The 11141-nt window shown below is 62.3% G+C and carries 11 protein-coding genes; 5 read left to right on the top strand and 6 right to left on the bottom strand.

Going from position 1 to position 11141, the window contains the following annotated elements; all coding sequences use genetic code 11:
* Positions 1 to 23: 23 nt before the first annotated feature.
* Complete coding sequence (locus MUM_RS0119920) at positions 24 to 1340, bottom strand: serine hydrolase domain-containing protein (RefSeq protein ID WP_029616017.1); 1317 nt, start codon at positions 1338 to 1340, stop codon at positions 24 to 26.
* A gap of 233 nt (positions 1341 to 1573) precedes the next feature.
* Between MUM_RS0119920 and MUM_RS0119915 the strand changes: the two genes are divergently transcribed.
* A complete protein-coding gene (locus tag MUM_RS0119915; protein ID WP_010173286.1) occupies positions 1574 to 3667 on the top strand; it encodes a PTS sugar transporter subunit IIC/EAL domain-containing protein in 2094 nt (697 codons plus the stop codon).
* Here the strand turns inward: MUM_RS0119915 and MUM_RS0119910 are convergent.
* Entirely contained in the window at positions 3645 to 4511 is an 867-nt protein-coding gene (locus tag MUM_RS0119910) for a LysR family transcriptional regulator (protein WP_010173284.1), read from the bottom strand. The genes MUM_RS0119915 and MUM_RS0119910 overlap by 23 nt on opposite strands.
* A 92-nt stretch (positions 4512 to 4603) precedes the next feature.
* Between MUM_RS0119910 and MUM_RS0119905 the strand changes: the two genes are divergently transcribed.
* Entirely contained in the window at positions 4604 to 5158 is a 555-nt protein-coding gene (locus tag MUM_RS0119905; protein WP_010173282.1) for a DUF4865 family protein, read from the top strand.
* 40 nt (positions 5159 to 5198) lie between these two features.
* On the opposite strand, the gene MUM_RS0119900 is transcribed toward MUM_RS0119905, so the two are convergent.
* Positions 5199 to 5927, bottom strand: a complete 729-nt coding sequence (locus tag MUM_RS0119900; protein WP_032882004.1) for a CbtA family protein — start codon at positions 5925 to 5927, stop codon at positions 5199 to 5201.
* 15 nt (positions 5928 to 5942) lie between these two features.
* Entirely contained in the window at positions 5943 to 6155 is a 213-nt protein-coding gene (locus MUM_RS0119895) for a CbtB domain-containing protein (protein WP_010173278.1), read from the bottom strand.
* A 198-nt stretch (positions 6156 to 6353) separates the two neighbouring features.
* Here MUM_RS0119895 and MUM_RS0119890 point away from each other — a divergent pair, with 198 nt between their 5' ends.
* The 3 genes from MUM_RS0119890 to MUM_RS0119880 are packed head-to-tail and all read left to right on the top strand — an operon-like array spanning position 6354 to position 8463.
* On the top strand, positions 6354 to 6917 hold the full coding sequence (locus MUM_RS0119890; RefSeq protein WP_010173275.1) for a histidine phosphatase family protein: 564 nt from the start codon (positions 6354 to 6356) through the stop codon (positions 6915 to 6917).
* Positions 6918 to 6975: 58 nt separating this feature from the next.
* Positions 6976 to 7731 carry a precorrin-6A synthase (deacetylating) gene (cobF, locus tag MUM_RS0119885; protein ID WP_010173273.1) on the top strand — a complete coding sequence of 252 codons (756 nt, stop codon included), beginning with the start codon at positions 6976 to 6978 and terminating at the stop codon, positions 7729 to 7731.
* Positions 7732 to 7743: 12 nt separating this feature from the next.
* Positions 7744 to 8463 carry an alpha/beta hydrolase gene (locus tag MUM_RS0119880; protein ID WP_010173271.1) on the top strand — a complete coding sequence of 240 codons (720 nt, stop codon included), beginning with the start codon at positions 7744 to 7746 and terminating at the stop codon, positions 8461 to 8463.
* 10 nt (positions 8464 to 8473) lie between these two features.
* Here MUM_RS0119880 and MUM_RS0119875 read toward each other — a convergent pair whose 3' ends face one another.
* The gene (locus MUM_RS0119875) at positions 8474 to 9052 is read right to left on the bottom strand and encodes a hypothetical protein (protein ID WP_010173269.1); all 579 of its coding nucleotides are present in this window, start codon (positions 9050 to 9052) and stop codon (positions 8474 to 8476) included.
* A gap of 72 nt (positions 9053 to 9124) precedes the next feature.
* Positions 9125 to 10933 carry a monovalent cation:proton antiporter-2 (CPA2) family protein gene (locus MUM_RS0119870; RefSeq protein WP_010173267.1) on the bottom strand — a complete coding sequence of 603 codons (1809 nt, stop codon included), beginning with the start codon at positions 10931 to 10933 and terminating at the stop codon, positions 9125 to 9127.
* Positions 10934 to 11141 lie beyond the last annotated feature (208 nt).

The following is an 11141-nucleotide window of genomic DNA, read 5'->3' as shown; positions in this document are numbered from 1 at the left end:
GGTTTACTCCAGGATAAGAGAGGTCAGTCTGGTTGGGTCATCAAAAAAGCCGCCATGGCCGCATAGGCCGGCAAGGTCACCCCGTCATTGGCCGCATTGCCCGCCACAGGATGTGATGCATAGCGAACAATCACCATTTCAGCCTTGGGGTCAATGTAGATGCTCTGGCCATGTACCCCACGGGCCATGAAGGCACCGTCCGGATTGTGGGTCACCCACCACATGTTGCGATAGCTCCAGCCCTTCAATTGAGCATAGCCGGCTTGGGCGAACGCCTGCTTGTCGCCGCCCTGGCGAATATCCTTCACCACGCTTTCGGGCACGATTTGCTGGCCATTGAAGCGCCCGCCATTGCGCAGCATCTCGGCAAACCGGGCGAGGTCCCGCAGCCCGGTGTTCAGGCCGCCACCGGCAAACGGTGTGCCGATGGAGTCGACGGTGAAGTAGGCGTCCTGTGCGGCGCCGAGCCGGCTCCAGATGCGTTCGCTGAGCAGTTGCGCCACGTTGCGGCCGGTCGCGCGGGCGATCACCCAGCCCAGCACGTCGGTATTGACGGTCTTGTAGCCGAAGGCGCGGCCATGTTCGCCACGCTGTTTCACGGTTTGCAGGAACTCGTAGTAGCTGCGCGGCCCGGTGTAATCCTTGGGTTTGGGCAGCGGGTTGCCGGCCTGGGCGTGGGCCCAGACTTCGGCGTTGGGGTCGGCGTAATCTTCGCTGTAGTCCAGGGCAGTGGTCATGTCCAACACCTGGCGCAGGGTGGCGCTGCCAAACGCGGAATGTCTCAGTTCGGGCACGTAGTCGACGATGTTTTTCTGTGGATCGAGGGTGCCATCGGCCACCAGCATTGCGCCCAGGGTACCGATCACCGATTTGGTGACCGACATGGCCGCGTGTTGGCCGTCGTCCTTGAGCACCCCGAAGTAGCGCTCATACACCACCGTGCCGCGATGCATCACCACGATGCCATCGGTGTAGGTGGCGTCCAGGCTCTGGCGCCACGTCAACGGCTGGGCGGCACTCACGGGTTGTACGGGCAGTGCGTCGAGCCCGGGGTCGAGTTTGCGCGGCAACACCAGCGGCGCCCCCAGCCCTCGGGAGATATTCACCGTGGGCATCAATTGGCGAAAGTGGGCGACACTCCAGCGCATGGCCGGGAAGCGGAAATAGCTGCCGTCTTCAAAGCGCAGGGTGCGGTCTGCCGGCGGTGGTGCGCCGACCATCCATTGCAGCCGGGCCGGGTCGCTGGCCTGGGCATCCGGGAAGGTCGGGGTGGCGGCGCCGGCCAACGGGCTGATCAGGCCGAGCAGCGCGCAGGCCATGAGGGGAGAGAATCGCAGCATCAGTCGAGTCCGTTCGAAGAGAGCGTCGTTTTTTACGACAACCAATGCGCCGAAGGATGGGCCAACCCGAGGCAATCGACAAGCAGCAGGCCCATACGGCGATTCTGAATAATTGCCCCTGGGGAGGCAAAAACCTTTCGCTCGCGGTGTCAGGACGTGTAGCGTTACCCCGTGATCAGGCGACAGCCAGGTGTTATTTTTCGACCCTGGCACCAGCGACCGAGGGACAGGTGATGGCGCAAACGCTGTTCAAGCTTTTCTTCACCCAGCGGCTGGCAGCCTTGGCCAGCACCGAGTCGTTGCGGGCCATACGCGAGGGGCTGTTGTGGATCCTGCCATGCCTGCTGGTATCGGCGGGTTTCCTGATCCTGTCCGAATGCGCCCGGGTGCTGGGTTTCGACCCGCAGGTGGTGGCCTTCCTGGCGGGCCTTCACAACAAGATCAGTTCGGTGATCCCGTTGCTGGTGGCCGCTTCCATCGGTTACATGCTCGCGATTCAATACCGCCTGCCGCAGTTGCCGGTAGCGTTCCTTTGCCTGGCCCATGTGGTGATCGCCACGTTTGTGTTGCGGGATTTCCCTCGCGCCTCCGCGACCTTTGTGTTGTTTATCGCGATTGCCTCGCCGCTGCTCAATGTGCCGGTTATCGCCTGGCTGCACCGGCGGCGCTGGACCCGGTTGGTCAACGAAGACCTGGTGGGCCACAACCTCAAGGGCACCATCAATATGGTGGTGCCGGGGGCGATTACGGCGCTCGGGCTGGTGATCGTGCTGTCGTTGCTGTTGCAGATTCCCCAGGTGGCGCAACTTCAGGGCCCGCAGGTGCTTGACGCACTGCAGTCGCCCTATGGCACCGGCTTGTTTGTGACCCTGATGAATTCGCTGCTGTGGTTTTTTGGCATCCATGGCGTCTACGCCATGCAGCCTTTGTTTGATGTGTTGGACCAGGCCGTGGCGCTCAACAATGCGGCGATGGCGGCGGGCGAGCCGATCAAATATGTGTTGAACGGCGGCTTGCTGGGCAGCTTCGCGTTTATCGGTGGCTCCGGCGGTGCGTTGAGCCTGCTGCTGGCGATCCTGGTGTTTTCCAGGAGCCAGTCCATGCGATTGGTGGCGATAGCCAGCCTGCCGCTGTCGTTGTTCAATGTCAGTGAAGTGCTGTTGTTTGGCCTGCCGATTATCCTCAACCCACGCCTGTTCATTCCCTTCCTGCTGGTGCCGGCGTTCAATGCGATGCTGGCGATCACAGTGGTGCAACTGGGCTGGGTGTCGCCGGCGGTAGTCAGTGTGCCGTTTACTGCGCCGGTGTTGCTCAACGCTTACCTGAGTACCCATGGCGACCTGGCGGCGGTCGTGCTGCAGGTGTTGTTGCTGGGGGGTGGCACGCTGATTTACGCGCCCTATGTGCGGGCGATTCATCGTCAGGCCACGGAAGGTGGCACGGTGTATTTGAAGTCGCTGGACATGACCTTTCGCGGCCTGGAAGAAAAAGGCCGCTTGCTGGAACTGGACCCGGTGATGGCCTCCCATAAGGCCCAGGCGCGCCGGGTCAGCGAGTTGAGCCATATCCAGCAGATCTGCGACTATGAGTTTTACCTCGAATTCCAGCCGCAGGTTTCGACCCGGACCGGGCTCTGCACCGGTTGCGAGGCGTTGATGCGTGCCCGGGATGCCGAGGGTACGGTGCATTCGCCCTGGGAATTCCTGCAATGGCTGGCCCACGCCAGGCTGATGCCCGACGTGGATGTGTGGGTGGCGTCCCAGGCGGTGCGCCAGTACCAGAAGTGGCAGAAGGTCGGCTTCGGGTTGCCGATGACGATCAATATTTCCAGCGCCACCCTCACCACTCCGGCTTACGGTGACCGGCTGGTGGAGATACTGGCCCAGGCCCACGGTCAGGTGTCGGTGGAAATCACCGAGGATGCGTTGGTGGGGGATATCCAGGGCACGCGGCAGATGATCGAGAAGCTGCAGGCGATTGGCGCCAAGGTGTACATCGATGACTTCGGCACCGGGTTTTCGGCGTTGAGCTATCTGCACCAGTTTCCGGTGGATTTCATCAAGATCGACCGCAGTTTTGTGGTGGCCCAGCATGATCCAAAGGGCGCCCAGGTGTTGACCGGGATGTTGCGGTTTTGTGAGGCGCTGAACCTCGGCGTGGTGGTCGAAGGTGTGGAAACGGCCGAGCAGTTGGCGTTTTTGCAGTCGGGCTCGGAGTTGATCATCCAGGGCTGGTATTTCAGCAAGGCGTTGCCGGGGGATGAACTGGAGCAGTTCGTGCGCGGGCGGTACACCCAGATGCAGTCTAGCGCTCCAGAACCCCTCTGAAGGTTGCACTCAAGGCCCGCAATGTCTCGCGGGAGCGGCCATCACTGATCCGGCTGTGCAGCACGATTTCACTGACGGGCAATGCCGGTAATCCATACTGTTCACTCACCTCCACAGCGCCCGCCGGCGCCACCCGCCGGGCCAGCGCCGCCACACCCAGGCCGGCGCTGACTGCTGCCCCCACGGCCATGACGCCACCGCCGACAAACACTTCGGTCCAGTCAATGCGCGCCTCATCCAGTGCTCGTACTGCCAGGTGCCGCACGCCGCAGGGCGAGGCCATGGTTGCCATGCGCAACGGTGTGCCCGGCGTGTGCTGCCAGGTGGGGGCGGCAAACCAGCCAAAGCGTTCCACCACCAACACTTCAGCGTCCTGGCGATCGCCTTCGTTGCGCACGATCACGGCGTCCAGTTCGTTGCGGTCAAACGCCGTGACCAGGTCCCGGGAGGAGGCAATCCGCACCTCCAGGATGACCAGCGGGTCGTACGCCGCCAGGCGGCTGAGCCACAGCGGCAGGTCCGGCCCGGCCACATGGTCGCTGATGCCGATCACCAGCCGTCGCGGTGCACCGTTGCCCATGTCGCCCAAGGCGCGCTCATGCGCATTGAGCAGCGCACGGGCGGCCACGATGAACTGCTCGCCCTGGGGCGACAGCTTCACGTGCCGGGGCGTACGCACCAACAGGCGGTAACCGAGGCGGTCTTCCAGGCGCTTGAGCTTGAGGCTGATGGCTGCCTGTGAGGTGCCCAGGGCCTGGGCCGCACGGGTGAAGCTGGCGAAATCGGCCACCAGTACAAAGGCGTGCACCGTGTCGATATCCAGGGGCTTGAGTGCGTCGGTCATTTCAAATCCTTATCACACTTATATCCGGTGATATCTTGATGAAATCATGGCCGTTGCGCAAGCTGGCCCCTCATCTGAACAGGAGCGCCATGATGTTTGCCAAACAGTATTCACACCGCTTGCCAGCCGATTACGACATGGGTGTCATCCGTGAGCGGGCTGCCCGCCTGGGGCCGTTGTGGGATCACGCCGAGGGTTTGCTGTTCAAGGCGTTTATCGCCCAGACCCGGGGGCAGGGGCCGGGCGTGGGCAACCTGTATTCATCGGTCTATCTCTGGTCGGACCCGTTGCAGGCCGCGGACTTTCTGCTCGGCGAGCGTTTTCAGAAAGTCCTCGACAGTTTTGGCCAGCCACACATTGAGTCCTGGCTGCCGCTGGATGTGCAGCGTGGGCCGGCGCACAACGCCTTGAGCCTGTATCGGGAGGAATGGGCGCTGGCGCCGGGGGCGGACCGTGGGCAAGTCCTGGCCGCCGAAAAGGCGCGCAATCAACAGATCGCAGACAGCGGCGATAACTTCGCGGTGTTCCTTGCGCTCGATGTACAGGCGTGGAAGCTGGTGCGGATCACCTTGTCGGGCAAGGCGCTGGATGTGAGCCATCCGGGCAGTGGCTACGAGGTGTTTTACCTGGCGCGGCCAGGGGTATGATTGCCGGTAGCCGCCGATCCGTCGGCGGCTACCGGTGCCATCAGGAGTTGAGACGCGCCTGAGGCTGGCTCAACTTGCGCTCGGCCACGGCGCCGAACACCAGGCCCAGGGTGGTCCACAGCACCAGTTGAATCCCCAGGGAGGCCACGCGGAATTTCCACAGCAACACCGCCGAGAATTGCTCAGGCACTTCATTGATGGTCGGGAACACACTGCCGGCCACCGACACGATCACGACGTACAGCGCCACACCCAGAATGGCGCCGGCCCACACGCCACGGCTGGCAATCAGCTTGCGTGCGGCGTTGATCGCAATCACGGCGGCCGCCACCGACACCAGCAGCATCAGGAAGAACAGTTTGGTACGTTGCGCGATGGTCGCCGGGTCGCCCACCGACGGCGGGTTGGCCGGGTACTTCAGGCCCGGCACCACGATGATCGTCACAAACGCCGCCAACGCCAGCAGCGCCGCCAGGCCACGGGGGCCAACCCGGCCAATGCGGCCCAGGGAGTAGGCGAACACCAGGGCGAAAATGCCGCCCAGGGAGACGCTGTACACCACCACACCGGTGAACAGGCCGAAGGTGCTTTGTACGTCGCGACTCACCAGCTCTTCTTCCGGCGCGTCGCCGTGCATCTGTGCCATCTGATCTTCGAAGGCGATGGCCTTGTCGATCTGCGGTTCACCAAAGGTCTTGGCGAAACCAAACGCCAGGATCCCGGCCAGCAAGCCCACCAGCATCCCGCGAACGAGTAAATGCCCTGTCATGTCGTCACGCTCCAATCAATGGCAGGGGAAACCCAGCAGGTGACGACCGTCATGCACAAACTCATGCACGTACATGCCTTTGAACACGGCGGTTGCGCCTTGCTCGGCGCCAACGAAGTAAATCGCCAGCAACAGCAGCAGGCCGCTGAAGATCGCCCAGGGCAGGATTTCGCCCAGGGGAATGGACGGGATGGAAACGTCGGAATCAGTTGCAGCGGTATAAGCCATGAAAACCTCCAGGGATGACGCGTCCCGAAATGGATAGCGAGTTGGCTGAAACAGGGTCTGGCTTACGGCTATCAGGCCGAATACAGTGGCGCGACCGCGCCGGCATTGAACCGGCTTCCTGTTGCAGAATTTTTGAAACATATTGAAACAACTTCGCAAGTCTACGCTGACTGCACCTTAAAACCAGAGCGATTTGTCATGCAGGCTACCCGTTTGACCCTTATTTCCCACGCCAGCACCCGCGCCCAGAAACAGGCACGCTTTGCGCTGGATGAGTCGGTGGAGATGGACTGGCAGCAGGCGCCGTTGTCCCTCGCGCAGCGCTTCAAGCGTGCGCCCCAGGTGCTGTGTGGCCCGGAGGCGCGAACCCGGCAGACGGCGACGCTGTTTGCGGCCGATGCATCGGTTGAAACAGCCCTGCGCGATTGCGATTTCGGCCGCTGGCAAGGGCTTGCCATTGATGAAGTCCAGCAGGCCGAACCGCAAGCGCTGCAGGCCTGGTTAACCGACAGCACCTCGGCGCCCCATGGCGGCGAATCAGTGGCGCAGCTGTGTGAACGGGTAGGGCAGTGGTTGCAGTCCCTTGAGCAAACGCCGGGGCACGTGCTGGCCGTGACCCATCCGTTTGTCATCCGTGCGGCGCTGTTGCACGTGATGCAATGCCCGCCGTCGCAGTTCAACCTGATCGACATCGAGCCGCTGTCATCCACCGAGCTGCGCTTCAACGGTCGTTGGCGCCTGCGCCTGGAAACTCACGCCTGACGCCCGGAACATGGCAAAATCCGCTCCCCGCACCGAGAACACCCATGAAGACTTTCCCATGAAACGCATCCTGATCATCGGCATTGGCGCCGGCAACCCCGACTACATCACGATGCAGGCGGTCAAGGCGCTCAACCGCACCGACGTGTTTTTCCTGATGGACAAGGGCCAGAGCAAGGACAAGCTGATCGACCTGCGCCGGGAAATCTGCGAGACCTACATCACCGATCATGCCTACCGCTTTGTCGAGGCCGATTGCCCCGAGCGGGTGCGCGGTGACATCGACTACACCACCGCCGTCAAGGACCTGAACCGCGACAAGCAGCAGACCTTCGAGCGGATGATCAATGAAGAAATGGCCGACGGCGAAGTCGGCGCCTTCCTGGCCTGGGGCGACCCGGCGCTGTACGACAGCACCATCCGTATCCTGCAAGCGATTCTGGCCAGTGGCAGTTGTGTGTTCGAGTTTGAGGTGATCCCCGGGATTACCAGCGTCCAGGCCTTGGCAGCGCAGCACAAAGTGCCGTTGAACCGCATCGGCCGCTCCATCGAAATCACCACCGGGCGTCGGTTGGCGGCGGGGCAGGCGAGTGATGCCGACACCCTGGTTGTCATGCTGGATGCCGAAGATTCCTACCGCACCGTGGCCGACCAGGACCTGGATATCTACTGGGGCGCCTACCTGGGCACACCGGACGAAATCCTGATCAGCGGCAAAGTGGCCGAGGTGGCCGAAGAAATCGAACGGGTGCGCAAGGCCGCGCGCCAGGCCAATGGCTGGATCATGGATACTTATTTGTTGCGCAAACCCTGAAGGTTGATGCCCATGCTCAAACTGATCGCCCTCACCTTGGCGCTGTTTACCAGCGCTGCCCATGCCGAAGCTGAATTGCACACGGACTTGCCGCTGCCGTATCTGGAGCAGACCCAAAGCGATGCGCGCAACGAGCCGCTGGTGATCTTCCTGCATGGTTATGGCAGTGACGAGGCGGACTTGTTCGGGCTCAAGGACCGCTTGCCGTCGACCTGGACCTACCTGTCTGCGCGGGCACCGATGCCGGTAGAGGGCGGTGGTTATCGCTGGTTTCGCAAGAAGCCGGGCGATGGCGATTTTGATGGCGAGACCGCCGATTTGCAGAGCAGCGCGAAGCTGATCGAAGACTTCGTCGCCCGGGCCACCACCAAGTACCACACCCAACCTGAGCGGGTGTTTCTGGTGGGCTTCAGCCAGGGGGCGATCATGTCTTACGAAGTGGGGCTACGGCATCCCGAAACCCTGCGCGGGATTGCGGCGTTGAGTGGCAGCGTGTTGCCGGTGCTCAAGGCAGAGCTAAAGCCGGACGAGCGACTGGGCAAGCTGGCGATTTTCATCGGCCACGGGACCCTGGACCAGGCGCTGCCTTACTACTCGGCCACGCGGGCCAATGAGGCGCTGCGGGGGATTGGCCTCACGCCGGAATTCCACGGCTACCCGGGAATGATTCATACCGTCGGTGAGGCGGAATTGCTGGACTTGAAGCAGTGGCTGGAAAACAGCCTGCGCTGAGTCCCGCGATTCATTTACCGCCGATAATCTGCTTCACCAACAGCGCATGGCCTTTCTCGTCATCCGCCCGGGAAATGGCCTGCACCACCAACTGGTGGCTGCCGGAGCCCGTGAGGAATGTGGAGCTCAGGGTCTTGCCGCCGCCCATGGTCGCGGTGCTGTCAACCTGGCGCAGGGCCAGGCCCTTGACGGTGAGTTTCTTCTCAGCGCCTTTCTTGAAGTCTGGCAGGGCAGCGCTTTGCTCCTTGACGAAATCCGCCACGGCACCGTCGAGGAACTGCGGGTCATTGTCTTTGATCAGGCCGGCGGCGCTCGGTTTTTCGACGACAAAGATCACGCTTTTAGTGGCCTGGTCGCTGTACATCGTGCCGGTGGCGCCTGCGGTGCCGTGCTCGGCATCACCGGCGGGCAGTGGGTCGGCCTGGTAGGACTTGGGCAGGTTGAAGCTGAACTTGCCGTCCAGGGTGGAGACGGTCTGGGTGGCGGTTTTCTGCGCGGCCGGCTTGCTGGCGGCGAGGACTTGGCTGGCGCCGAAGCCGGCGGCCAGCGCGAGGGCCAAGAGGGCTGCGGTCTTGCTGAGGGTGGCCATGAAGCTCTCCAGGGATGAACGAAATTGCGCCGTATTCTGTCAGAATTTTCGCAAGATCGTTCATCTCCGTCCTTACACCTTGTCGGACTCCTCCTCGAGTCGGTCCATCTCAAACAACCGCGCCAATTCCGTCCGGGCTTCCTGGGCCGACTGCATCACCTTGGCCGCGTCGTCATACACCGCGTGTTGCGCTGCCAGCAGCTGCAGGTCATGGTTTTTGAAGCGGCTGATGCGCGCGTCGGCCTGGGCTTGGGTCAAGCCAAGGCCCACCAGGGTGCGGCGGCTCATTTCCAGGCTGGAGTAAAACGTCTCGCGCACCGGTGACGCGTCGAGGTCCACCAGGCGGTGCACGTGCTGGCGGTTACGGGCGCGGGCGATGATTTTCATGTGCGGGTAGAGGTTGCGCACCAGCTCGGCGGTCTTGATGTTGATTTCGGGGTCGTCCATGGCGATGACGAAAAACTCGGCCTGGTCGACCTTCGCCGCGTGGAGGATTTCCGGGCGCTGGGGGTCGCCATAGAACACCGGCATGCCACCGAAACTGCGGGTCAGCTCGATGGTTTCCACCGAGGTGTCGAGGGCGATAAACGAGATGTTTTGTGCCCGCAGGATCCGCGCCACGATCTGCCCCATACGGCCCATCCCGGCGATCACCACCCGCGGCGAATCGCTTTCGATGGCGCGGTATTCCTCGGGCACTTCCACAGGCTTGACCTTGGGCTTGAACAGCTTCGGGCAGAGCAACAGCAGTAACGGCGTAACGGCCATGGACAGGGTGATGGTCAGCACCAGGATGTCGTAGAGGTGCGGCTCGAACAGGCCCTGGTCGCGGCCGATCTTGAACACCACGAAGGCGAACTCACCGCCGGCCGCCAGCACCACGCCCAGGCGCAATGCGCTTTCACGGTTCAGGTCACCGGCCAGGCGCCCCACGCAAAACAGCAGCGGCAGCTTGATGGCGATCAGCAGCAGGGTCAGCCCCAGCACGATCACCGGCGCGCTGAACAACAGGCTGATATTGGCGCCCATGCCCACGCTGATAAAAAACAGACCCAGCAGCAGGCCCTTGAACGGTTCGATTTGCGACTCCAGCTCATGCCGGTATTCGGAGTCTGCCAGCAGTAGCCCGGCAAGGAACGCGCCGAGGGCCATGGAGACGCCCACCAGTTCCATCAGCCAGGCCGTGCCGATCACTACCAGCAACGCGGTGGCGGTGGACACTTCCCGCAGGCCGGTCTTGGCCACGATGCGAAAGACCGGACGCAACAGATAACGCCCGCCGATGATCACCACCGCGATGCTGGCCAGCACCTGCAGGCCGTGCTCCAGCCCCTGGGAGGCGGTGGTGGGGTGATCGCTGCCCGCGAGCAACGGCACCATGGCGATCAGCGGGATGGCCGCGATGTCCTGGAACAACAGAATGGCAAAGGCCAGGCGCCCGTGGGGCTGGTTGAGTTCCTTGCGCTCGGCCAGGCTCTGCAGGCCAAACGCGGTGGAGGAAAGTGCCAGGCCAAGGCCCAGCACAATCGCACTGTTCCAGGATTGGCCAAACACAAACAGCGCCACCACGCCGATCACTGTACCCGTCAGCATCACCTGCGCCAGGCCCACGCCGAACACCGCCTTGCGCATCACCCACAAGCGTTTCGGTGACAACTCCAGGCCAATGATGAACAGCAGCAACACCACCCCAAGCTCGGAAAACTGGCTGACGCTTTGCGGATTACCCACCAGGCCCAGCACTGACGGGCCGATGATCACCCCGGCCAGCAAGTAACCCAGCACGGCGCCCAGTTGCAGGCGCTTGGCCAGGGGCACGGTCAGTACGGCGGCAAGCAGGAACACAACCGCCGCTTGTAACAGGTTGCCTTCATGGGGCATTGGGGACTCCAGGATCTTTTTGCTGAATCAACAGGTTTTACCGTAGGAGCAAGCTTGCTCGCGATGGTCGTTAACGATGACGCTGGCTGGCATGACTACACGCGGAGCCTGAGCGTTTTTCGCGGGCAAGCTCGCGCCTACAGGGGTAACACAGGGCGCTATTAGAGCGCTTTTTTACGTTTTGAAATCTGAATTTTTGCAGGTGCCA

Origin of the sequence: Pseudomonas sp. PAMC 25886, from assembly GCF_000242655.1 — a bacterium.
Classification (GTDB): Bacteria; Pseudomonadota; Gammaproteobacteria; order Pseudomonadales; family Pseudomonadaceae; genus Aquipseudomonas.
This window is presented reverse-complemented; position numbering and strand designations above follow the sequence as displayed.

Coding starts and splice junctions, on each gene's coding strand:
- MUM_RS0119920 (WP_029616017.1), bottom strand. CDS start 1,340: ATGCTGCGATTCTCTCCCCTCATGGCCTGCGCGCTGCTCGGCCTGATC.
- MUM_RS0119870 (WP_010173267.1), bottom strand. CDS start 10,933: ATGCCCCATGAAGGCAACCTGTTACAAGCGGCGGTTGTGTTCCTGCTT.
- MUM_RS0119875 (WP_010173269.1), bottom strand. CDS start 9,052: ATGGCCACCCTCAGCAAGACCGCAGCCCTCTTGGCCCTCGCGCTGGCC.
- MUM_RS0119890 (WP_010173275.1), top strand. CDS start 6,354: ATGCAGGCTACCCGTTTGACCCTTATTTCCCACGCCAGCACCCGCGCC.
- MUM_RS0119895 (WP_010173278.1), bottom strand. CDS start 6,155: ATGGCTTATACCGCTGCAACTGATTCCGACGTTTCCATCCCGTCCATT.
- MUM_RS0119915 (WP_010173286.1), top strand. CDS start 1,574: ATGGCGCAAACGCTGTTCAAGCTTTTCTTCACCCAGCGGCTGGCAGCC.
- MUM_RS0119880 (WP_010173271.1), top strand. CDS start 7,744: ATGCTCAAACTGATCGCCCTCACCTTGGCGCTGTTTACCAGCGCTGCC.
- cobF (WP_010173273.1), top strand. CDS start 6,976: ATGAAACGCATCCTGATCATCGGCATTGGCGCCGGCAACCCCGACTAC.
- MUM_RS0119900 (WP_032882004.1), bottom strand. CDS start 5,927: ATGACAGGGCATTTACTCGTTCGCGGGATGCTGGTGGGCTTGCTGGCC.
- MUM_RS0119905 (WP_010173282.1), top strand. CDS start 4,604: ATGTTTGCCAAACAGTATTCACACCGCTTGCCAGCCGATTACGACATG.
- MUM_RS0119910 (WP_010173284.1), bottom strand. CDS start 4,511: ATGACCGACGCACTCAAGCCCCTGGATATCGACACGGTGCACGCCTTT.